This is a genomic window from Microbispora sp. KK1-11 (assembly GCF_006874435.1).
In the GTDB taxonomy this organism is placed as follows: Bacteria; Actinomycetota; Actinomycetes; order Streptosporangiales; family Streptosporangiaceae; genus Microbispora; species Microbispora catharanthi.
This window is the reverse complement of the sequence record NZ_VIRJ01000034.1, coordinates 1-21,278: the sequence shown is the minus strand read 5'-3', so window position 1 is coordinate 21,278 and position 21,278 is coordinate 1. Positions and strand designations below refer to the sequence as shown.

Genomic DNA, 21,278 nt, shown 5'->3' with positions numbered 1-21,278 from the left:
GTCCAATGAACCCGGGCAATCCGGGGGTTCGAGGCGGCGCGAATCCAATCAGATCCGATGGCGATTGCTGACAGGGTTTGACGACGGATAGGGCCCTTTCTCCCGCACGGAAGGGGCCCTCAGTGGCGAACCTGATCTACAAGCGGGTCTCGACCGACCGGCAGTCGGCCGCCCGACAGAACCTCGTCCTGGACGAGGCCGGGATCGAGGACCCGGTCGTCGCGAGCTGCTGTCCACCGTGAAGTTCACGGTGCAGGCCCTCGCCGCCGCCGGCGAACTCCAACGCGACCTCCAGCGGCGAGCTGACCTACGACGGACTGCGCGCCGCCGAGACCACGGATGCATCGGACCGGGCCATCTGGAACACCTGGGCCGAAGACGGACAGCCCATTTCGATCATCATGGTGGATCCGGATGCGACCGAAGGAGTGCTGATGAACTGGACGCAAGGCATCGAGCTCTACCCGGTCATCCCCGTCCCCGCCCAAGTGGCACTGACCCGGCAAGGATGGGTCAAGCCCATGACTCTGTCTCCGTTCAGCGTGCGAAAGCTCGGCACCAACCGGCCCACCTACTGGCCGACAACCCCAGCCGCAGATGCCTCCGGCGGAGGCACTCCTGATCGCCCCGTCAGGCCGGGCACCGGAACCGAGGCCCTGCCTTCGTAGAGGACTGAGGCCGGCGTGGCGCGGACATGGGCGACGCGTTGGGCTGCATCCCTACAAGTAGGACTTCGTCGACATGATGGGCCGCTGGAAATGCCGATGGGCTACCACCGCTGAACCCCGCGTCGACCACCTACACCTCAAGACCGAACACCGCGGAGACTCGCCGTGCGAGATCTTCCTCGGTGTCCCCGGAAGCCACCCTGAGCCCGTAGAGGCCCAGATTCCGGGTCTGCTTGATGAGCCGGTCGGTGAACATTGCGTCGCGCTGGAGCAGGTTCTGCAGCGCCCGCTGCGGGTCACCGGTCTTTGCGAGGAATCCCCATGCCGGTCCGCCACGGCTGTCGAACACCGCTTGGCGGAACTGGGGAGTCGGCAGCAGCCACACGGCATGGCGCAATTCGGCGAGCAGGGGTTGGACGAGTTCGGGCAGCAGCCGAAATCCCTCGGCGACCACCGGCAGGTCGGCGGGGAGGGCTAGAAGGTCTTCGACGATCAGCCTGAATCCTTCGCCGTGGAACCAGTGGAAGGTATCGAGCATTTCGCGTGGACTCCTGGCCACCCAGCGTTCGTCCATGTCCATGGCAGCGAACTTGCGCAGGTAAGGAGCTTGTTCCACGGGCATGCGGAGGGCGTGGTCGGGCATGACCGCGTCGGTATCGAACAGCCGCATCCCGTACCGATCGGCGATGTGTCGGGCGATGGTGGATTTTCCGGACCCGCTCCCGCCGCCGATCCAATAGACGTGGCGCAACCGTTCCTTCCAAACCCCGAGAGAAGCACCTTCGTGCGGTTCAGAGTGCATTCGTTATCTCCTGTCGAGTGCCTTCCCAGTGGGCGTTGGGGACGAACGCCCGGTGCACAGCGGGCCGGCCGTAGTGGCTGAGGTATGCGGCGTGACCACCCCGCCCGCCATCAATTCGGGACGAGCCGAGCAGACCAAGGCGGACGGGGTGATCAGTAGGCGGGGTGCGCGCAGGTGCGGAGCATCCGGCTCCCGTGCCACGATGACCCATGTTCGCCGTGATCCACTGGCGAGGCTACTTGCGTGTGAACAAGCAGGCCGGAGCCGGACGAGTACGCTCTCCTCATCCCCGGGGTGTGATACCGCAATCGGTATGGTCCGGGACCAGCAGGCAGCCGAGGAAGGCTGTGCGCCTTTCCACCGTCCCAATCCGTCTGCCATCCCGCCAGGAGGACCTCGCCTGACGGGGACTCGAAACTGATCTCAACGATGTCCTCGTAGCCGTCAAAGTGGGCACCCGGATCCCGATCGGCGACAGCGACCGTGAAGTCCATCATCCCCACTGAGCGGCGATGTTCAGGCATAGGCGGGAAGCATAGAGTCCGTCAGTGACAATTTCGGCTATTCGGCAGGCCGGCCGTTTCCCGGGCACGGGATGCGCTTTATCCCGGGGAAAACCCACTTCTCGTCACGGGTCACTTATCCGCGGCTCACGGGAACGATGTCCTTGCCCAGCGGCATCAGCGAGATCGGGATCATTTTGAGGTTCGCGATCCCCAGCGGGATGCCGATGATCGAGATGAACAGCGGGATCGCGGTGGCGATGTGCCCGATCGCCAACCAGATCCCGGCGACGAGCAGCCAGATGACGTTGCCGAGCACCGACCACGCGCCGGCGGACGGCTTGTCGGCGACGGTCCGGCCGAACGGCCACAGCGCGTAGCCCGCGATCCGGAACGACGCGATGCCGAACGGGATGGTGACGACGAGGACGCAACAGATGATCCCCGCCGCCACGTACCCTAATGCGAGCCACAGGCCGGCGAAGATCAGCCAGATGACATTAAGGACGGTCTTCATAGTGCTCACTGTCCCATCCGGCCGGCTCGGCAGGTAGTGGATCAGTTCTGGGCAGCGCCGACATTTCGCCGCCGCACCAACGGATGGGAGGGTGACGGTCACCACCCCAGCGACCAACTGAGTGACCAGGCGGTCAGCGGCCTGGGGGTGTTCGGCGTACATGCGCTCGCAGTCGGCCGGGTACCGCGCGGCGGCGTTGAAGATCTCCCGCGCGATGTCGAGGTCGTCGGCGGAGTACCGATCCGGCCCGGTGGTCGAGACCGTCACGTCCGCCTCGTCGGACTCCAGGACCAGGTACGGCTGCCCGGACCCCAGTACCCGAGCCCGCGGCCGGCCCCGCCACTGCGTCCACAGAGAGGACAGCTCGGGCACAGTCCCTAGGCGCCCTTGATCTTGTGACACGATCGCGGGATGCTGCGACTCACCGATTTCATCATCGACTGCCCGGACACGATGAAGCTGGCGGCCTTCTACTCCGAGGTGACGGGTCGCCCGATCAAGGAAGGCAGCCACGAGGACTGGGCCGGCATCAAGTTCGGCGAGGTCGAGCTGGCCTTCATCCGGGTGGACGACTACCGCGCTCCGCAGTGGCCCGACAGCGAGCACCCCAAGCAGTTCCACCTCGACTTCGAAGTGGACGACATCGAGTCCGAGCAGCGCCGCGTCCTCGACCTCGGCGCTACACTGCAGCAGGACTTCATCGGCCCCAACGGCTACGGTTGGCGGGTTTACACCGACCCGATCGGCCACCCCTTCTGCCTGTGTCGCAACAAGGGCGTCATCTGGACCGACCAGGGCCCGATCTGGCCAAAGCGCGACTAGAGGGCCTGTCTCTAAGCCGTCTGGCCTACGGCGCGACGACTTTGAGACAAGCCCTGGCTATGGGTCAGCAACCACACCCGTACAGGTCGCGATCGCGCTGTGGCTGATCAACGAACTGGTCGACGGCGATCGAAGGTCCGGGCTTCCTTCGTCAGTCCGGCCCACCGTCTCGGAGGGCGCGGAGGGCGCACAGACCGAGGGGGCCAGGGACCACTGGGCACGAGACCGAGAGGCCCAATCCCAGGTGCATCCGTACTGGTGGACCCCGTGATCGTCGTACCGGATTCGCGCCAGGTGCAGCGGGCGATCCTCCTCGCTGCCCGAGCGTCCCGGCTGTGCCCGCCGAGTCAAGGGCGCCTACTACGTCGCTGCGCGCTCAGCTCCACTGACCCTTCACGCGCCGGTCCGGTCCCGGGGTCGGCAGCCACGAGGAAGACGCTGTCCTGACCAAGCCCCTGCCCTGAGAAAATCGCTGGGTGATGAGCCCTTTGATCCGTCCAAGAACCGTCAAGGATCTGCGTGCCTGCATCGATGCTCTCGCCACCGTGCATGCTTCCGATCGCTACCCAGTGGACTGGCCCGCCGATCCCTGGCGATGGCTGACACCTTCCAACCTTGTTGAAGCATGGGTGGTGGTTGAAGGCTCTGACGTCGTCGGACACGTTGGCCTCTCGCAGTTGGACGCGGCAACGCTTGAAGCGCCCCTCGCCCGGGCCATCAGTACGTCGGCCGGTCCGGTCGGATCGATCACCCGGCTCTTCGTCACTCCTCAGGGACGAGGCCACGGGCATGCCACTCGCCTCCTCGACGTGGTCGGCAAGAAGGCCGCCGATCTAGGAATACCTCTCGTGCTCGACGTATCCGACGACGGCCACGCGGCCATCGCCCTGTACGAACGCGCCGGATGGCAACGCGTGGCAAGCGCCCGTGCCGAGTGGCTGAACGCAGCAGGCGAAAACGCTTTGCTGCACTACTACGTGAGTCCCGAGACGGCGCGGAAGCCGACTCAGAGCGAATAGACGCCTTCAGCTCGGCGGCAGACGGGCCAGGCCGGCGAGATGTATCACTCCTCCGGAAAGATCGCGCTCGCGGGCTGATCAGCGTGCAATTGGACGAGGTGACAAGGGGTCAACCACGGTCACTCATGGCCGGCCCCACGTCGGGCTCAGCGCCGCTATAAGGCATGATCCATGCGATTCCCAAGCAGACAGCGCAGGTTTGATCCCCGTCACCCGCTCCACGCACAAAGGCCCAGGCCAGGGACACAGTTCCTCGACTACCGCTTGCTGAGCGCCTTGCGGAGCTGAGCCGCCTGCTGCGCTCGGACCTCGAAGGGAACCTCGATCTTGCCGGGGTCCGAGAGGATGAAACCGTCATCGGGGGAACGAGGGATCACGTGGACGTGGAGATGAGAAAGCGTCTGGCCTGGGATGTTGTCGTTCTGCAGAACCATGCTCCCGGGTGCTCCAAGCGCTTCCCGAACGGCGGCGGTCACTTGGCCACACGATCAGGAGATGGATCCCGACCTGAGCCTTGATTGTTTTCGGGGTCGTGGCGAGCCAGCCCAGATGATCAGCGCGTCAGCGTTCCCTGTCCTGGGCCAGGTCCTCCCAAGCCAGCGACCGGAACCTTGGCATCGCGTCCTCTCCAACCGGGAGAGAGACAGCGGCCTGAAACCAGCCCACGACGAGCACCGACTCGTACAGCACGGGCTCGTGGTCCTCTGCCAGGGGGAACGAGCTGAACAGGCCCAGGCACCTCACCGGAGGCAACAGCTCAACCGGGCCCCACGGGCCGGGCTTCTCGTCGGGGTACGCCCGGGGAGGGTCGATGAGATGGAACGGCAGGGATGGATAAGACGTCTGCGCCCAGCTACGCAGGACGGACAAGAGTCTGTCGTTCAGCCTGGTGCACGGATAACCCTCAAGTAGGCCGTCGTAGGTGGAGTCGAGACGAATGGCCGACAGGCCGAGACTTCGCCCGGAGGCGAGCTCGACGTGGGCGAGGGTCATGGGGCGTTGCTCCAAGGAGGGGCACGGGTGGATGGCTCATCGGAGCCTAGACTTGCGGCATGCCGATCGACCTGACCCTGCTCGACGCTGTGCGGTGGCGGGGGCAGCCGGTGGTCGGCGAGAGGGCTCAGGCGCTGCTCGCAGCTCTCGCGCTCGCCGGCCGGGCCGTGAACGCGGATCAGCTCGTCGCGGAAGTATGGGGAGACAGCGAACCGGCCAATCCGGCGAAGGCGCTGCAGGTCCTGGTGTCCAGGACCAGGTCGGTCGTGGGGTCGGAGGCGCTGGTCACGGAAGGGGGCGGCTACCGGCTCGAAGTTCCGCCCGAGTGGGTCGACGCCGGCCGGCTGCACGGTCTGTCGGGCCGCGCGCGGGCGCTGCTCGCCGAGAATCCGGCCGCGGCGGTCGCGGTGGCGGAGGAGGCGCTCGCGCTGGGCATCGGGGCGCTGCCGCCCGAGGGCGGCGGCCCGCTGGCCGAGGTGCGCCGGCGTGCGGAACGCGATCTGGCGTCCGCGCGGGTCGTGCTCGCCCGGGCCCGTAGCCGGAGCGGCGACCACGGCCTCGCCCTGCCCGAGCTCGAGGAGGCTGTGCGGGTCCACCCCGAGGACGAGGGGCTGCTCGCCGACCTCCTGCGCAGCGAGGCGGCGGTGCGCGGAACGGGCGCCGCGCTGGACCGCTTCGAGCGCTATCGGTCGGACCTGCGCGACCGGATCGGCGCCGACGTCGGCCCGGAGCTGCGGCGGATCCACCGTGAGCTGCTGGCGCTGGACAGCCCCGTGCGCGCCGGCGTGCGGTTCGACACGACCCCGCTGCTCGGCCGCGACGACGACCTCCGGCGGGTGCGGGCACTGCTCGCCACCTCCCGGGTGGTCTCGATCCTCGGTCCGGGCGGGCTCGGCAAGACCCGGCTCGCCCATGCCGTCGCCCGCGAGGCCCCGCAGCCGGTGGTGCACTTCGTCGAGCTGGTCGGCGTGACCGCGCCCGAGGACCTGGTCGGTGAGGTCGGGTCGGCGCTCGGCGTCCGCGACTCGGTGACCGGACGCCGCAGGCTCACCCCGCAGCAGCGCGCCGACGTCCGGGCGCGTGTCGCCCAGCAGCTCGATCTGGCCCCGACGCTGCTGGTGCTCGACAACTGCGAGCATCTGGTGGAGGCGGTCGCCGATCTGGTCGCCTATCTGACCGCGACCACACGGGAGCTGCGCGTCCTCACCACAACCCGCTCGCCGCTGGCGATCGCCGCCGAACGCGTCTATTCGCTGCCCCAGCTGGGAACCGGTGACGCCGTCGAGCTGTTCCGCGACCGCGCGACCGCGGCCCGGCCCGGTGTGCGCCTCGACGAGGACGACGTACGTGCCGTCGTGGCCCGGTTGGACGGCCTGCCGCTCGCGATCGAACTGGCCGCCGCGAAGGTGCGGGTGATGTCACCGGGCGAGATCGCCCGGCGGCTGGAGGACAGGTTCTCGCTGCTGCGCGGCGGCGACCGGAGCGCGCCCTCCCGGCACCAGACGCTGCTGGCGGTGATCGACTGGTCCTGGAACCTGCTCGGCGAGCGGGAGCGCCGGGCCCTGCGCCGCCTCTCGGCCTTCCCGGACGGCTTCTCCCTCGACGCCGCGGAGGAGGTGCTCGGCGACGACGCTCTCGGCGACGTCGAAGAGCTCGTGGAGCAGTCCCTGCTCACCGTCGTGGAGACCGCCGGCGGCGTCCGCTACCGCATGCTCGAGACGGTGCGGGAGTTCGGCCGGGTGCGGCTGGATTCGGCCAGCGAGACCGCTGACGCGCGGGCGGCCGTACGCGCGTGGGCCGTCGGGTACGCCGACCGGCACGGCGTCCGCTTGTACTCGCCGGAGCAGGTCGACGCGATGGACCGGCTGCGTTCGGAGGAGACGAACCTCGCCGACATCCTGCGCGAGGCCCTCGCGGACCCCGACCCGGAAGCGGTCGTGGTGCTGTTCTCCGCTCTGGGCGGCTACTGGATGATCCGCGGGGACCACCCCCGGATCATCGTCCTCACCCAGGCCGTCGCCGCCGCCCTGACCGGCTGGGCGCCTCCGCCCCGGCGCCTCGACCGGACCCGTACGGCCCTGAGCATCGCGTTGTTCAGCACCATCCTCGTCACCTACGAGGATTCCGCGACGCCGGCGCGGCTGCTGTCCGAGCTGGGCGCCGACTCGGCGAATCCGGCCGTCCGGGCGCTGGTGACCGCGTTGCTCACCACGGTGTCGGATCCCGAGAGCGGCTTGGAGAAGCTGGCCGCCGATCCCGACCCCATGATCCGCCGGATCGCGCTGCACTGGCTGAGCCACGGCAGGGAGAACGTCGGCGACCCGGTCGGCGCGATCGAGGCGGCCCGAGCCGCCCTCGAACTCGTGGGCGAGGACGTCGGTCCCTGGCACCGGGCGGTGCTGCACACCCAGCTGTCCGGCCTGTACGCGCATCTCGGTGACTCCGCGTCGGCCTCCCGGCATGCCGCCCAGGCGCTCCCGGTGCTCGAACGCCTCGGGGCGATGGACGACGTCATCCAGATCCGCGCCACCATCGCCATGGCGGCGCTCGCCGAAGGGCGCCGCGACGAGGCCGCACGGATCATCGACGACTTGGAGGCGCTCGCTTCCCAGGCCACCTCCTACGGAGAGATCCTGTCGGCCACCGCCGGCAGAGCCCAGCTTGCTCTCGCCGACGGCGACATCGCCGAAGGCCTGCGGCGGCACCGTGAGACCGCCGAGGTGCTCAGGAACATGCGCATCCCGGGCGCGCCCGACTCCCTCACACCGTGGGGCGTCCTGGGCGAGGCCATCGCGCTGTCGGCGTTCGCGGAGTACGGCGAGGGCGACGACGGCGCGGACCTCTTCGAGTCGTTGCGGAGCAAAGTCCTGATCGTGTTCGACAGGGACCGCACTTCCAGGGACTACCCGGTGATGGGGATGGTGCTCGCCGGGCTGAGCATCTGGGGCCTGCGAAAGGGGGCGCTGCCCGCCGAGGAGGCGGTGCGGCTGCTCGTGCTCGCCGATCGGTTCGCCTACAACCGGTTCGTCCCGACGATGCAGTGGTCGGTGCTGTCCGCGCACGCCGAACGGATCGCCCCCGGCGTCATGTCCCGGATCGAGGCCGAATACGGCGAACGGCGCGGCCCCGACCTGCTGGCCGAGGCCCGCGCCGTCCTGGAGCGGGTGCTCTGACACCGGCTACATCTTGCGGGAGTACGAGCGGACCGCCAGCGGAGCGAAGATCGCGACGACGACGGCGCAGCCGATGACCGCCCAGCCGACCTCGGCCGTCACGGCCCCGTCGTTGAACAGGTCGCGCACCGCGGAGACGACGTGCGACACCGGGTTGACCTTCACGAACGCCTCCAGCCAGCCGGGCAGCGTCTTGGCGGGGACGAAGGCGTTGGACAGGAAGGTGAGCGGGAACATGATCATCATTGAGATGCCCTGGACGCTCTGCGCCGAACGCGCCATCGTGCCCAGCCAGGTGAAGATCCACGCCAGCGACCAGCCCGCGATCACGGTGAGCGCGACGCCACCGATGCAGCCGAGCACGCCGCCACCGGGGCGGTAACCGATGAGCAGGCCGGTGACGACCGTCAGCACCGACGCGATGCCATAACGGATGAGGTCGGCGATCATCGGGCCGGCCAGGGGAGCGATCCTTGCGATCGGCAGGGACTTGAAGCGGTCGAAGACCCCCTTGTCCATGTCTTCGCGCAGCTGCACGCCTGTCGCCATGCAGACCGTCAGGGCCGTCTGGGCGAGGATGCCGGGGATCAGTATCGGGAGGTAGCTCGACACGCTGCCGGAGATCGCGCCGCCGAAGATGAACGCGAACATCGCCGTGAACAGCAAGGGCTGGATGAGGACGTCGAAGAACTGCTCCGGCTTGCGGCGCATCTTCTTCAACGCCCGCCATGCCATCGCCAGGATCTGGACCCAGGTTGCCTGAAGCGAGCTGTGGGACGTGGTGCGGGCGACCACGGCGGAGGGGTCGATGCGCTGGGAGCCGCGGGTGGCCGGGGTCCCGGTGGTCGTGGTCACGGTGCTTGTGGTCATCGGGCCGCCTCCATCTGGGGCTTCATCTGGGATTCGTCGTCGGCGCCGTGGCCGGTCAGCGCCAGGAAGACCTCGTCCAGCGTCGGCTTGGCGACGCTCACCGAGGAGATGCCGAGGCCCGCTTCCCGCAGGCCGATCAGGACGTCCGCGGCCCGGTCGGGGTCGGGGAGGGGGATGTTCATGCGCCCTGATTCCGGGGTCAGGACCGGCTCCTCCCCCAGCAGCCGCCGTACGACGTCCGCGGCCAGGGCGGTGTCGGAGCCGTCCGCGAGCCTGAGCTGCAGGGTCGAGTCGCCGACCTGGGTCTTCAGGGCGTCGGGGACGTCCTCGGCGACCTTCCGGCCTCGGTCGATCACGGCTATGCGATCGGCCAGTTGATCGGCCTCGTCCAGGTATTGGGTGGTCAGGAGGATCGTGGAACCGTCGGTGACCAGCTCGCGGATGGTGTCCCACATCTGACCACGGGTTCTCGGGTCGAGGCCGGTCGTGGGCTCGTCCAGGAAGATCAGGGGTGGGCGGGTGATCAGGCTCGACGCCAGGTCCAGGCGGCGGCGCATGCCGCCGCTGAACTGGGACAGGGGACGGTCGGCCGCCTCCTGGAGGTCGAAGCGTTCGAGCAGGTCGCCGGCGATGCTCTTGGCTCGGGCGCTCGTCAGGCCCTGCAGGCGGGCGAACAGCCAGAGGTTCTCCCGGGCGGTCAGGTCCTCGTCCACCGAGGCGTACTGGCCGGTGACGCCCACCAGTTGCCGGATGCGGTGGGGTTCCCGCCGGACGTCGACGCCGAAGATCTCCGCGTGGCCGCCGTCGATCGGGAGCAGGGTCGCGAGCATCCGGAGCATCGTGGTCTTACCTGCTCCGTTCGGGCCCAGGACCCCGAAGATCTCGCCTTGCCGTACGTCGAGGTCGATGCCGTCCACGGCCCGGAAGTCCCCGAAGTTCTTGATCAGACTGTCGGCCCGGACGGCACTGAGGTCCGCCATGACGCGTCTCCTCTCTCCGCCGGGTACCTCCCGGCGTACGAGAAGAGCTTCCGCGCTGCCGGCTTCATCGCGGCTTCACGCTGGTTTCACCTCTGACCTGCCGGTTTCACCACCGGCTCCGGCGTCATCGCGCGATCGTGGCGCCGATGGCCCGGGCGAGTTCTGTGGGCAGGGGATACGGGCGTTCCACGGGAAGCATGTCCGTGGGGTCCCGGCCATCGCGTAGCGCCTGTCGGATGTCGCGGACCTGATCGGTCAGGTCGGTGATCGACAGGACCCACTGATCGAGGTACCGGGCGACCGCTTCGCCGGACAGGCCCACCTGGATCGATCGGTACGGCAGAGGATTGTGATGCGGGTCCCGTTCGGGATCCCACTGGATTCGAACCGGACTTTCGTGGAGGCGTTTCCTCCACGCCTCGTGGTCGTCGCCGTCGCCGGCATGGCTGAGGCAGGAGTGCTCAAGCGCCCATTCGAATCCCTCTCGGGTGATGTCGATGGCCAGGACCCTGGTCTGACCGGGCTTGGCGGCCCAGCCGCAGCGGTACATCATCCACAGGAAGGACGGTTTGATCCAGGTCATTCGTTCGCGCTTGAAGGGCGAAACGAATCGTTGCGCGGCGACGGCCGGGGCCGCGATGGCCGGGTCGTAGGCCTGGTAGACGGTGATGGCTTCGTCGGTGAATGCGGCACGAATCTGCCGGTACGGAACATTCATTCCGCAGAGCATCGCGAACCGCAGGCCAGCCGGACAAGCGGATAAACCGGAACGCGGCGGCGCAGGCGTCGGTGGCAGGCTCCACACCCCTCCACTTTCACTTTATAGCAGATCCCCACGCCTCATGAGGCGTCGGAAAGTGCTCCATACTTGCCCGTTGCGAACCGACCCGACGAACGATGGAGCGAGCGAATTGCGCTACGTGATGGGTTTCGAGCACATCGACTCGACGAACGTCGCAGACGTCGGCGGAAAGGGGGTGCACCTGGGCGAGCTCTCGCGAATCGACGGCATCCGCGTGCCTGACGGCTTCTGCGTCACGACGGACGCCTTCCAGCGGGTCGTGGCCGAGGTGCCGTCGATCGACGCCCAGCTTGACCTGTTGTCGCGGGTGGAACCGGACGACCGCGCGACGATCCGCACCCTGAGCGCGGATATCCGCCGCGCCGTCGAGGGCGTCGCGTTGCCCGACGATCTCGTGGCGGCGATCAGCGAATCGCTCGCCCGGCTCGGGGAGCACGCCTCCTACGCGGTGCGTTCCAGCGCGACGGCCGAGGACCTGCCGACCGCGTCCTTCGCCGGCCAGCAGGACTCGTACCTGAACGTCGTGGGCCTGACGGCGATCCTTCTGCACGTCCGGAGGTGCTGGGCCTCGCTGTTCACCGAGCGGGCGGTGACCTACCGGCGCCGTAACGGCTTCGACCACCGGAAGGTACGGATGGCCGTGGTCGTACAGCGGATGGTGTTCCCCGACGCGGCCGGGATCCTGTTCACCGCGGACCCCGTGACATCGAACCGGAAGATCGCCACCGTGGAGGCCGGTTGGGGGCTCGGCGAGGCGCTTGTCTCCGGCCTGGTCTCCGGGGACGTCTACACGGTGCGCGACGACCAGGTCGTCAGCAGAGCGGTCGCCACCAAGTCGCGGTTCGTCCAGGCGTCGCCGGAAGGCGGCACCCAGGACGCACCGGTCGAGCAGCGGCGGCAGACGCAGCCGGCTCTGACGGACGCGCAAGTCGTGCGCCTGGTGCGGCTGGGCCGGCGGATCGAAGCGTACTTCGGCCGGCCCCAGGACATCGAATGGTGCCTGGTCGGCGACGACTTCCACATCGTCCAGAGTCGGGCGATCACCACCCTGTTCCCCGTCCCCACGACCGATGACCAGGAGAACCACGTCTACATCTCCGTCGGTCACCAGCAGATGATGACCGACGCGATGAAGCCGCTGGGACTCTCCCTGTGGCAGCTGACGACGCCGCGACCGATGCACGAGGCGGGCGGACGGTTGTTCGTCGATGTAACCCCCATCCTGGCGACACCCGCGGGTCGCGCGAACTTCCTCGCGATGCTGGAAAAGGCCGACCCGTTGTTTCTGGACGCGCTACAGACCGTCCTCGACCGCGGTGACTTCCTCCGCTCGCTTCCGGACGAAGGGCCTGGCGCCGCGCCCGCCGGCGCCCCACCCGCCGGTGACGCACCCGCGCCGATCGAGACCGATCCGGCCGTCGTCACCCAGCTGATCCGACGCAGCGAGGCGTCCGTCGCCACCCTGCGGCGCGAGATCCGGGATCTGTCCGGGCCGGCGCTGCTCGACTTCATCGTGGCCGACATCGCAGAGCTGAAGCGCATCCTGTTCGAGCCGCGGAGCCACCAGGCGATCATGGCGGGGATGGAGGCGACCTGGTGGCTCAACGAACACCTTGAGGCATGGCTGGGCGAGAAGAACGCGGCCGACGCGCTCACGCAGTCCGTCCCCCACAACGTCACCTCGGAGATGGGGCTGGCGCTCCTCGACGTCGCGGACACGATCCGACCCCATGACGAGGTCGTGGCGTTCCTGCAGCGCGTCGTGGACGAAGGCCGGGAGGGCGACGGCTTCCTCGACGAGCTGGCCGCGCTGGCCGGCGGACGGGAAGCGCGTGACGCCATCCGGGGCTACCTCGACCAGTACGGCATGCGCTGCGCGGGTGAGATCGACATCACCAGGACCCGCTGGAGCGAGCAACCCGCGATGCTCGTGCCCGCCATCCTCGGCAACGTCAAGAACTTCGAGCCGGGCGCCGGCAAGCGACGCTTCGAGCAAGGACGCCAGGAGTCACGACGGAAAGAACAGGAACTGCTGACGCGCTTGCGCGCCCTACCCGATGGGGAGCAGAAGGCAGAGGAGACCAAGCGGATGATCGACCGCGTCCGCACCTTCGCCGGATACCGCGAGTACCCCAAGTACGGCATGATCAGCCGCTACTTCGTCTACAAGCAGGCGTTGCTGCAGGAAGCCGAGCGCCTCGTCCGGTCCGGTGTCCTGCGTGAGAAGGACGACATCTTCTTCCTCCGGCTCGATGAGTTGAAGAAGGTCGTGCGCACCAACGACGTGGACGCCGAACTCATCCGGGAAAGGCGTGAGGCGTTCCGGTCGTACGAGGCGCTCACACCGCCACGGGTCCTCACGTCGGACGGCGAGGCCGTCACTGGCCGGTATCGGCGTGACGACGCCCCGCCCGGCGCGCTGACCGGCCTCCCGGTCTCGGCCGGGACCGTCGAGGGCCGTGCCCGTGTCGTCATGGACATGGCTCAGGCCGACCTCGAGGCGGGCGACATCCTGGTCACCGCCTACACCGACCCCAGCTGGACCCCCCTGTTCGTCTCGGTCGCCGGACTGGTGACGGAGGTGGGCGGCCTCATGACGCACGGCGCGGTGATCGCGCGGGAGTACGGCCTGCCCGCCGTCGTGGGTGTGGAGCAGGCCACCCGGCTGATCCGAGACGGGCAGCGGATCCGCGTTCACGGAACCGACGGGTACGTCGAGATCCTCTCCTGAACCGTCGCCTCGGGCCCGGGACTCCAGCAGCAGTGGCAGGCCGCGTGCGCGGATCGCGGCCTGCCCACACGTCCACAGGGTCGCGTAACAGCTATCTCACGAACTCTCGCGCGCCGCGCAGCCTGGTCCTCAGGTGCCGCTGAGTCAGGCCGCAGTCCAGCCGCACATCGAGGGGCCCGGGCAGGTCGGTGTCGGCACGCCGGCCGTACGGAAGCCGAGCCGGATCGATGCCGTCACGCTGCGCGACAAGACATCCAAGCTCATATCGACTTACCGCGTCGGCCCCGGCCACGTGATGGATCCCCGCGCGATCAGACGTCGCAAGCTCCAAGAGGGCCGCTGCCAGGTCACGGACATGCACCGGGCAGCGCACATCGTCGGTGAACAGCATCCCGTGCATGCCACCTGAGGCAAGCGCGTGCACCAAGTCTTCGTGCGGAGAGCCGCCGTCCCCGATGATCAGGGAGGTCCGTGCGATCACCGCCGTGGGGCTGATCGCCTGCACAGCCACCTCTGCGGCCGCCTTCGCCGCTCCGTACGGAGTGACCGGATCGGGGACGCGGTCCTCGGCATAGGTGATCGCCTTACCTGAGAAGACGGCGTCGCTGGACACGTGCACCAGGCGCCCGCCGTTCCCGGAGGTCGCGATGGCCACGTGAGCGGCGCCGACAGCCGTCGTCACCCAGTCCGATTGACCGTAGGCCGCGTTTACGACGGCGTCGGGCCTGAACGCGCCGATCAGGTCGAGCACAGCGGTACGGTCACGGATATCGAGTCGCACCCATTCGACTCCCGCGGCCGTTCCCGGCCGGGTCAGGTAGGTCGCGGCCACGACATGGCCCTCGGCCGCGGACTGCCGCATGAGTTCGTGACCGAGAAAGCCGCTGCCGCCGACGATGAGGATCCTCATGGGCTGTGACCGTAGTTCAACGAGGCGGCCGCTTCGGCAGTGCTGTCTTCGCTGGGCGCCGTGACGTCGCTCTGGAAGCGTGTCATCCCGCGCAGGAGAAGAGTGGCCGGCGGCACGGCGAATCCGGCCACCGCGCTGATCGCCAGAAGCGCCGGGCGGCCGATCGCAGCTCCGTCCGGACCGGTGAGCGTCAGGCCGACGAGCTTCCTCAAGCGACTGCGCATGCTACGAAATGAATCCCGATCGAGCGGAAGGCGCAAGGAAATGCCCCGCGCCCCGCGCCCGTTCCGTCACCTCACCAACGGGAAAGCGAGGTCACTGTGCTCGAGCGGCGGATTCGAGTATGTGCTTCAACCGGGTGAGGTCGGCCTGGACGAGTCCCGCGTCGCGGGCGAAGTCCTCGTCGTTCACACCCGGAAGGCGGCGCAGGGTGAAGACGACCTCGCAGACGTCGCCGTCGGGGATGACCCGCATCGGGTTGTAGACGACCTGCCCGGAGGGCAGCGTGACGTCGTGGTCGAGAACGCCGTACTCGTTGCGCTCCGCGAAGACCAGACCGACCCGGCCCGACGGGGTCTCCACGTACCACTGCCCGTCGACGTTCTCCACCGAGCTGCCGAGCCCCGGAGCCCATTCGGGGAGGTTGGCCGGGTTCGACGCGTACGCGTAGACGTCGGCCGCGTGCCGGTCGATCCACACGCTGATGTGCCTGGATTCCGAAGCCATGCCGCCATCATGCCGGAGCCGGCCACACTGCCTGCCCGGTGCCCTTGACCTCGAGCGCGCTCGAATTCCTAGCGTCGCGGTCATGACTGCTTCACTCCCGCCGGGAACCACGGCCGGCGAACGCGGGCCGCTACGGCCCGACGTGGGCGAACTCAGCCCGCGCCGCCGGTTCCTGGTGCTCGCCATCTGCTGCGCCAGCATCGTCGTCGTGGTGATGGACATCTCCATCGTCAACGTCGCGCTGCCGGCGATCCGCCGCGACCTGAACGCCTCGATGTCCGGCCTGCAATGGACGGTCGACGCGTACACGCTGGTGCTGGCCGGTTTCCTGGTGCTGGCCGGGTCACTGGCCGACCGGGTGGGCCGCCGGCGCGTCTTCCAGATCGGCCTGGCCGCCTTCGGGCTCGGCTCGCTGCTCTGCGGCCTGGCGCCGAGCACCGGCTGGCTCATCGCGGCGCGTGCGCTGCAGGCCGTCGGCGGCACGATGCTCAACCCGGTGGCGATGGCGATCGTCGCCAACACCTTCCCAGAACCGGCCGAGCGGGCCAGGGCCATCGGCGTGTTCGGCTCCATGAGCGGCCTCGCACTGGCACTGGGCCCGATCCTCGGCGGCGCCCTGGTCGACGGCTTCGGCTGGCGCTCGGTCTTCTGGGTCAACATGCCGATCGCGGCCGCCGCGATCGTGTGCACCGCGTTGTTCGTGCCCGAGTCCCGCGCCGCCCGGGCCCGCCGGTTCGACCCGGTGGGACAGACCCTGGTGATCCTGCTGCTGGGCAGCGTCGTCTACGCGATCATCGAGTCCAGGACGACGGGCTGGACCTCGCCGGTCATCCTCGGCCTGCTCGCCGTCGCCGTAGTCGCCGTGCTGGGCATCCTCGCCTACGAGCCGCGCCGCGCCGACCCGCTGCTGGAGCTGCGCCTGTTTCGCAGCGTGCCGTTCGGCGCCGCGATCCTGATGGCGCTGTTCGCCCTGTGCGGGTTCGGCGCGTTCCTGTTCGTGACCACCCAGTATCTCCAGGACGTACGCGGCATGCCCGCGCTGGCTGCCGGGCTGTGCCTGCTCCCGGTCGGCGCGCTGGTCCTGCTGCTCTCCCCGCTCACCGGCCGGCTGGTCGGCACGCGCGGTCCCCGGCTGCCGCTGGTGGTCGCCGGGAGCGCGCTGGCGCTGGGCGGCGGCGCGTCACTCTGGCTCGGGCCGGCCACCCCGCTGCCGGCCGTGCTCGCGACCTATCTGCTGTTCGGCGTCTTCCTGGGCACCGTCAATCCGCCGATCACCAACACGGCGGTCTCCGGCATGCCCCGCTCGATGGCCGGGGTGGCGGCCTCGCTGGCCTCGGCCGGCCGGCAGACCGGCACCACCCTGGGCGTCGCGATCGCCGGAACGCTCCTGGGATCGGCCGTGGCCCACGGCGGAACGGCCTACACCAGCGCGGAGCACGGCGTGTGGTGGCTGGTGCTCGGACTCGGCGTCGGCATCCTGATCCTTGCGCTGCTCAGCACCGGGCGCCCGGCTCTGGGCACCGCCGTACGCGCGGCGGCCCTGTTCGAGAACCTCGATCGGGGTACGGATCAACGAACCCACCCGCCCACGTCGTGAACCTATCGGCCGGCGAGGACACCCGGGTGTTCTCCGGTACGGCGGGTCCCGGCCGTCCGGGACGGCCTGGCCGGGCGCCTGCGCAGGGCCCATTCGACCACGGCGACGTTGATCAGCCAGCCGGCGAGCATCAGCATCGCCCGGACGAACTCGGAGGGCCGGCCGATCAGCAGCATGACCGGCAACTGGGTCAGGACCTGCGTACCCGCGCCCAGGCCGATCGCGTAGGCGCGGGCCATCCAGGCACGGTGGCGGGCGACGTCCCTGCGCCTGATGGCGGCGACGCCGAGCACGATGCAGCCGGTCATGGCCGAGCCGAAGACGAGCCGGAAGCCGGTGAGGAGTTCGCCGTCGCCGGGAGGGCGGGCGTAGAACAGCGTCATCCACAGGCCCGACAGTGCCGCGGCGAGGCCGCAGACGGCCAGCAGCCGCCCGGCCATGCGGTGCCAGCCGGGCCTGCGGCGGCGGAAGCCGCGGTGGAACTGGAACGCTCCCAGCAGCGAGTAGAGGGTGACGCCCACGATGTGCACGAGCACGGGCACCGGCGAGGCGAAGAACCGGGCGTTGTCCGGTGTGACGGCTGCGCCACCGGCGAGCTCGGCGGCCCGGGAGGCGCCCGCGATCACCGGTATCGCGCTGAGCAGGATCAGTCCGACGGGCACCAGCCAGTCTCGCTTGGCGGAGGGGGTCACGCACTGTCCCTTCTTCGCACCGGACCTCGATCGGCCGGAGTCATTCAGGTGTACGGCGTACACCTCTTGACTCACAGTAGGGTGTACGCCGTACACCGTCAAGGGATGACTCCGCGAAAGGCGGTCGAGATGCCCCAGCAGGTGGACGGCACGCGCCGGTCACCCCTCAGCCGGGACAGCGTGCTGCGTGCCGCCGTCGCGCTCGCCGACGAGTCCGGAATCGAATCGGTGAGCATGCGCAACCTCGCCCACAGGCTGGGTGTCGTGCCGATGGCCCTCTACAAGCACGTGGCCAACAAGGAGGAGCTCCTCGACGGCATGGTCGACGTCATCGTCGGCGAGATCGATCCCCCGGCAGGAGGCCCCGGCTGGAAGAGCGCGGTCCGGGGGCGCATCCTGTCGGCCAGGCGCACGCTGCTGCGCCATCCCTGGGCGTCGCGTGTCATCGAGTCGCGCCCGCACCCCACCCCGGCCGTGCTGGACTACATCGATTCGATCATCGCGACGTTCCGGGCCGGCGGCTTGTCGGCCAACCTCACCCACCATGTGATGCACGTCCTCGGCAGCCGCATGTGGGGGTTCACGCAGGAGCTGTTCCCCTCCCCGCCGCCACCGGCCGACCCGCAGGTGCAGGCGGCCATGATTGCGGAGATGGCCCGGAGGTATCCCCACATCCTGGAGGTGGCCATGGCCGCCGCCCACGACGAAGGGTCGGTCGTGGGCCAGGGCTGCGACGACCAGTTCGAGTTCGAGTTCGCGCTCGACCTGCTGCTCGACGGGTTCGAGCGGCTGCACCGGCAGGGATGGACGTCCTCCGGCCGGTCCTGAGGGCGCTCGGGTGCACACTGGTGTGCATGGCGACGGGAGGAACGATCGGAGCGTTCGGCGAGGCGGTACGCCGCTGGCGCGACCGGGTCGCGCCCGAGACCGCCGGACTGCCCGCGGCCGGACAGCGGCGCGCGGCCGGACTGCGCCGTGAGGAGCTGGCCCTGCTGGCCGGAATCTCCGTCGACTACGTCACCCGGCTCGAACAGGGCCGCGCGTCCCACCCGTCCGCCCAGGTCGTCGAGGCCCTCGCCCGGGCATTACGGCTGTCGGGCACCGAGCGCGCGCACCTGTTCCGGCTGGCCGGGCTTGCGCCGCCCGGCCCGGAGACGGTGCCGGCGCACATCACGCCGAGCGTCCGGCGGCTGCTGGACCGGCTGGCCGGCACCCCCGTCGCGGTCTTCGACGCGTGCTGGACGCTGCTCCTGGCCAACCCGCCGTACGCCGCGTTGATGGGCGACCCGTCGGAGTGGCGCGGCGACCAGCGCAACGCGGTGTGGCGGCACTTCCTCGGCCCCGGCAGCCGGACCCGGCACACTCCGGAGTCCCTGCGGGCGTTCGAGGCGGCCCTGGTCGCCGACCTGCGGGCGACCGCCGACCGCTACCCCGCCGACCAGCGGCTGCGGCGGCTGGTCGCGAATCTGCGCGCGAACAGCGAGCGGTTCGCCGAGCTGTGGGATTCCGGTGCCGTCGACCGGCACGAGGCCGGGCGCAAGACCATCGACCATCCGGACGCCGGTCCCCTGACACTGGACTGCGACGTGCTCACCGTGACGGGCAGCGACCTGCGCATCATGGTCTACACGGCCGAGCCCGGCACCGAGGACGCCGAACGCCTCGCATCCCTCACCGCGCTCAGCGCGCCGACACTCGCCGTATAAACCGGTTTCCGAAAATTTTCGTAGGCGACATCAGGACGAACTTGGCGGCCGACTGAAATTATTCGGCTGATCACCGAAACATTCAGAGTTTTAGCCGCGTCTCGACGTTAGACTGCGCCTTGTGACCGTTGTCGACGAGCCGCCCGCATCCGACCGAGAACCGCTGACCCTCGCTCAGCTCGCCGAACTCGCGGGAGTGTCGAAGGCGACGGTCTCCAAGGTGGTGAACGGCAGATCCGCGGTGGCGCCGGAGACCCGCGCCCTCATCGAGGGCCTCATCCGTGAGCACGGCTTCCGCAGGCAGCGGCGGCGCTCCAGCCCCGCCGCCGTGCTGGAGCTGGTCTTCCACGAACTGGCGGGCGACTACCCGACGGAGATCGCCCGGGGGGTGGGACAGGTCGCGCGCGAGCATCACATGGCCGTGGCGATCTCCGAGTTACAGGGCAACCACATCCCCGGCGCCGACTGGCTCGAAGACGTGCTCGGCCGCCGCCCCGCCGGCGTCATCGCGGTCTTCTCCAGCCTGACCGGCGTCCAGCGTGAGCGGCTCGCCACTCACAAGATCCCCCTCGTCCTCCTCGACCCGACCGGCGACCCGGGACACCGCGTCCCCTCCGTCGGCGCGGGCAACTGGAACGGCGGGCTCACCGCCACCCGCCACCTGCTTGAGCTGGGCCACCGGCGGATCGCCATCATCACCGGGCCGCCGCACGCGCTGTCCAGCCGGGCGCGTCTCGACGGCTACCGCGCCGCGCTCGACACGGCCGGGGTGCCCGTCGACCCGGAGCTGATCTGCCAGGGCGACTACCAGATCGAGGACGGCCTGACGCACACCCACCGGCTGCTGCGTCTGTCCGACCCGCCCACGGCCGTCTTCGCCTCCAACGACGGCCAGGCCATCGGGGTCTACCACGCCGCCCACCAACTGGGGCTGCGCATCCCCGAGGACCTCAGCGTCGTCGGCTTCGACGACATGCCCCCGGTGCGGTGGGCCATTCCGCCGCTGACCACGATCAACCAGCCGCTGACCGATATGGCGGGGGCCGCGGCCGCCATGCTGGTGACGCTCGCCAGGGGCGAGCCCCTCCCCCATCACCGCAAGGAGTTCGCCACGACCCTCGTCGTACGCGAGAGCACCGCTCCTCCGAAGCGCTAGGGGCGAGACCTCCGGCGCGACGGGGTGCGCCGCACCGGAGGCCCGCTTCCCCGGGGAAGTGGTCGTCAGGGGCTGGTGCAGGTGACGGACGGCGTGGCCGCGCTGCCGTTGGCGGTGAAGCCGAAGGTGGTGGACGAGCCGGCCGCGATCGAGCCGTTGTAGGCGGCGTTGCTGACCGTCACGGAGGAGCCGGACCCGCTCTGCGTGCCGTTCCACAGACTGCTGATGGTCTGCCCGCTCGGCCAGGTCCACTTCACGGTCCAGCCGTTCACCGGCGCGCTGCCCGCCCGTACGGTCACCGTCGACTGGAACCCGCCCGGCCAGCTGTTGGTCGTCTCGATGCTCGCCGAGCACGCCCCCGTCACCGGAGACGGTGTCGAGGACGGGCTGGTGGTCGGAGACGGGCTCGTGTTCGGGCTGGTGGTCGGAGACGGACTGGTGTTCGGGCTGGTGGTCGGAGACGGGCTCGTGTTCGGGGTCGCTGCGTTGAGGGCGTCGAGGACGGCGGTGTACGCCTGCTTCTTGTTGTAGTTGCCGTCGAACAGCAGCGGGTTGTCGCCGCTGCGCCAGGAGTACTTGTCGGTGATGCCCCACACCGTGATGCCGGTGCA

General features: G+C 69.2%; 20 protein-coding genes. 8 read left to right on the top strand and 12 right to left on the bottom strand.

All coding sequences use genetic code 11. The features are described from left to right. Window positions 1-798: 798 nt before the first annotated feature. Entirely contained in the window at window positions 799-1,470 is a 672-nt protein-coding gene (locus tag FLW16_RS35235) for a shikimate kinase (RefSeq protein WP_142564863.1), read from the bottom strand. 639 nt (window positions 1,471-2,109) lie between these two features. Further along, on the bottom strand, window positions 2,110-2,490 hold the full coding sequence (locus tag FLW16_RS35230; protein ID WP_142565008.1) for a YccF domain-containing protein: 381 nt from the start codon (window positions 2,488-2,490) through the stop codon (window positions 2,110-2,112). Between the two features lie 411 nt (window positions 2,491-2,901). Between FLW16_RS35230 and FLW16_RS35225 the strand changes: the two genes are divergently transcribed. After that, complete coding sequence (locus FLW16_RS35225) at window positions 2,902-3,312, top strand: VOC family protein (protein ID WP_142564861.1); 411 nt, start codon at window positions 2,902-2,904, stop codon at window positions 3,310-3,312. 479 nt (window positions 3,313-3,791) lie between these two features. Further along, window positions 3,792-4,331 (top strand): GNAT family N-acetyltransferase, encoded by a 540-nt coding sequence (locus FLW16_RS35220; protein ID WP_142564859.1) that lies wholly within the window; start codon window positions 3,792-3,794, stop codon window positions 4,329-4,331. Window positions 4,332-4,588: 257 nt separating this feature from the next. Here FLW16_RS35220 and FLW16_RS44095 read toward each other — a convergent pair whose 3' ends face one another. After that, window positions 4,589-4,765 (bottom strand): hypothetical protein, encoded by a 177-nt coding sequence (locus FLW16_RS44095; RefSeq protein WP_185949727.1) that lies wholly within the window; start codon window positions 4,763-4,765, stop codon window positions 4,589-4,591. A 127-nt stretch (window positions 4,766-4,892) separates the two neighbouring features. After that, the gene (locus FLW16_RS35215) at window positions 4,893-5,324 is read right to left on the bottom strand and encodes a hypothetical protein (RefSeq protein WP_142564857.1); all 432 of its coding nucleotides are present in this window, start codon (window positions 5,322-5,324) and stop codon (window positions 4,893-4,895) included. A gap of 59 nt (window positions 5,325-5,383) precedes the next feature. On the opposite strand from FLW16_RS35215, the gene FLW16_RS35210 reads away from it, so the two are divergent. Next, complete coding sequence (locus FLW16_RS35210) at window positions 5,384-8,497, top strand: BTAD domain-containing putative transcriptional regulator (RefSeq protein ID WP_142564855.1); 3,114 nt, start codon at window positions 5,384-5,386, stop codon at window positions 8,495-8,497. Window positions 8,498-8,503: 6 nt separating this feature from the next. Here FLW16_RS35210 and FLW16_RS35205 read toward each other — a convergent pair whose 3' ends face one another. From FLW16_RS35205 to FLW16_RS35195, 3 genes are all read right to left on the bottom strand, one after another. Next, the gene (locus FLW16_RS35205) at window positions 8,504-9,367 is read right to left on the bottom strand and encodes an ABC transporter permease (protein ID WP_142564853.1); all 864 of its coding nucleotides are present in this window, start codon (window positions 9,365-9,367) and stop codon (window positions 8,504-8,506) included. Further along, window positions 9,364-10,347, bottom strand: coding sequence for an ATP-binding cassette domain-containing protein (locus FLW16_RS35200; RefSeq protein ID WP_142564851.1), 984 nt, complete (start codon window positions 10,345-10,347; stop codon window positions 9,364-9,366). The genes FLW16_RS35205 and FLW16_RS35200 overlap by 4 nt, the downstream gene beginning before the upstream one ends. A 124-nt stretch (window positions 10,348-10,471) precedes the next feature. Continuing rightward, on the bottom strand, window positions 10,472-11,065 hold the full coding sequence (locus FLW16_RS35195; protein ID WP_142564849.1) for a DUF4291 domain-containing protein: 594 nt from the start codon (window positions 11,063-11,065) through the stop codon (window positions 10,472-10,474). A 124-nt stretch (window positions 11,066-11,189) separates the two neighbouring features. On the opposite strand from FLW16_RS35195, the gene rph reads away from it, so the two are divergent. Beyond that, entirely contained in the window at window positions 11,190-13,880 is a 2,691-nt protein-coding gene (gene rph, locus FLW16_RS35190) for a rifamycin-inactivating phosphotransferase (protein WP_260615923.1), read from the top strand. Window positions 13,881-13,971: 91 nt separating this feature from the next. Here rph and FLW16_RS35185 read toward each other — a convergent pair whose 3' ends face one another. The 3 genes from FLW16_RS35185 to FLW16_RS35175 form a co-directional block, all read right to left on the bottom strand. Next, the gene (locus FLW16_RS35185; protein ID WP_142564847.1) at window positions 13,972-14,790 is read right to left on the bottom strand and encodes a sugar nucleotide-binding protein; all 819 of its coding nucleotides are present in this window, start codon (window positions 14,788-14,790) and stop codon (window positions 13,972-13,974) included. Continuing rightward, complete coding sequence (locus tag FLW16_RS35180; RefSeq protein WP_142564845.1) at window positions 14,787-15,002, bottom strand: hypothetical protein; 216 nt, start codon at window positions 15,000-15,002, stop codon at window positions 14,787-14,789. Before FLW16_RS35180 ends, FLW16_RS35185 begins: the two co-directional genes overlap by 4 nt. A gap of 103 nt (window positions 15,003-15,105) precedes the next feature. Further along, the gene (locus tag FLW16_RS35175) at window positions 15,106-15,516 is read right to left on the bottom strand and encodes an SRPBCC family protein (protein ID WP_142564842.1); all 411 of its coding nucleotides are present in this window, start codon (window positions 15,514-15,516) and stop codon (window positions 15,106-15,108) included. A gap of 82 nt (window positions 15,517-15,598) precedes the next feature. On the opposite strand from FLW16_RS35175, the gene FLW16_RS35170 reads away from it, so the two are divergent. After that, a complete protein-coding gene (locus FLW16_RS35170) occupies window positions 15,599-17,113 on the top strand; it encodes an MFS transporter (RefSeq protein ID WP_142564840.1) in 1,515 nt (504 codons plus the stop codon). A gap of 2 nt (window positions 17,114-17,115) precedes the next feature. On the opposite strand, the gene FLW16_RS35165 is transcribed toward FLW16_RS35170, so the two are convergent. Continuing rightward, entirely contained in the window at window positions 17,116-17,805 is a 690-nt protein-coding gene (locus FLW16_RS35165) for a DUF2306 domain-containing protein (protein WP_260615922.1), read from the bottom strand. A gap of 105 nt (window positions 17,806-17,910) precedes the next feature. Between FLW16_RS35165 and FLW16_RS35160 the strand changes: the two genes are divergently transcribed. The 3 genes from FLW16_RS35160 to FLW16_RS35150 all read left to right on the top strand — a co-directional run bounded on the left by FLW16_RS35160 (window position 17,911) and on the right by FLW16_RS35150 (window position 20,667). Beyond that, window positions 17,911-18,633 (top strand): TetR/AcrR family transcriptional regulator, encoded by a 723-nt coding sequence (locus FLW16_RS35160; protein WP_221891437.1) that lies wholly within the window; start codon window positions 17,911-17,913, stop codon window positions 18,631-18,633. Between the two features lie 26 nt (window positions 18,634-18,659). Continuing rightward, window positions 18,660-19,511, top strand: coding sequence for a helix-turn-helix transcriptional regulator (locus FLW16_RS35155; RefSeq protein ID WP_142564838.1), 852 nt, complete (start codon window positions 18,660-18,662; stop codon window positions 19,509-19,511). A gap of 121 nt (window positions 19,512-19,632) precedes the next feature. Continuing rightward, window positions 19,633-20,667, top strand: a complete 1,035-nt coding sequence (locus tag FLW16_RS35150; protein ID WP_142564836.1) for a LacI family DNA-binding transcriptional regulator — start codon at window positions 19,633-19,635, stop codon at window positions 20,665-20,667. 65 nt (window positions 20,668-20,732) lie between these two features. On the opposite strand, the gene FLW16_RS35145 is transcribed toward FLW16_RS35150, so the two are convergent. Continuing rightward, the coding region (locus FLW16_RS35145) for a cellulose binding domain-containing protein (RefSeq protein WP_185949726.1) at window positions 20,733-21,278 on the bottom strand (546 nt) is incomplete at its 5' end.

Bases quoted from the DNA above. Each gene is read 5' to 3' on its own strand.
- FLW16_RS44095 (WP_185949727.1), bottom strand. From the start codon at position 4,765: ATGGTTCTGCAGAACGACAACATCCCAGGCCAGACGCTTTCTCATCTC.
- FLW16_RS35205 (WP_142564853.1), bottom strand. From the start codon at position 9,367: ATGACCACAAGCACCGTGACCACGACCACCGGGACCCCGGCCACCCGC.
- rph (WP_260615923.1), top strand. From the start codon at position 11,190: ATGAGGCGTCGGAAAGTGCTCCATACTTGCCCGTTGCGAACCGACCCG.
- FLW16_RS35215 (WP_142564857.1), bottom strand. From the start codon at position 5,324: ATGACCCTCGCCCACGTCGAGCTCGCCTCCGGGCGAAGTCTCGGCCTG.
- FLW16_RS35155 (WP_142564838.1), top strand. From the start codon at position 18,660: ATGGCGACGGGAGGAACGATCGGAGCGTTCGGCGAGGCGGTACGCCGC.
- FLW16_RS35185 (WP_142564847.1), bottom strand. From the start codon at position 14,790: ATGAGGATCCTCATCGTCGGCGGCAGCGGCTTTCTCGGTCACGAACTC.
- FLW16_RS35210 (WP_142564855.1), top strand. From the start codon at position 5,384: ATGCCGATCGACCTGACCCTGCTCGACGCTGTGCGGTGGCGGGGGCAG.
- FLW16_RS35175 (WP_142564842.1), bottom strand. From the start codon at position 15,516: ATGGCTTCGGAATCCAGGCACATCAGCGTGTGGATCGACCGGCACGCG.
- FLW16_RS35160 (WP_221891437.1), top strand. From the start codon at position 17,911: ATGACTCCGCGAAAGGCGGTCGAGATGCCCCAGCAGGTGGACGGCACG.
- FLW16_RS35230 (WP_142565008.1), bottom strand. From the start codon at position 2,490: ATGAAGACCGTCCTTAATGTCATCTGGCTGATCTTCGCCGGCCTGTGG.
- FLW16_RS35170 (WP_142564840.1), top strand. From the start codon at position 15,599: ATGACTGCTTCACTCCCGCCGGGAACCACGGCCGGCGAACGCGGGCCG.
- FLW16_RS35200 (WP_142564851.1), bottom strand. From the start codon at position 10,347: ATGGCGGACCTCAGTGCCGTCCGGGCCGACAGTCTGATCAAGAACTTC.
- FLW16_RS35235 (WP_142564863.1), bottom strand. From the start codon at position 1,470: ATGCACTCTGAACCGCACGAAGGTGCTTCTCTCGGGGTTTGGAAGGAA.
- FLW16_RS35225 (WP_142564861.1), top strand. From the start codon at position 2,902: ATGCTGCGACTCACCGATTTCATCATCGACTGCCCGGACACGATGAAG.
- FLW16_RS35220 (WP_142564859.1), top strand. From the start codon at position 3,792: ATGAGCCCTTTGATCCGTCCAAGAACCGTCAAGGATCTGCGTGCCTGC.
- FLW16_RS35195 (WP_142564849.1), bottom strand. From the start codon at position 11,065: ATGAATGTTCCGTACCGGCAGATTCGTGCCGCATTCACCGACGAAGCC.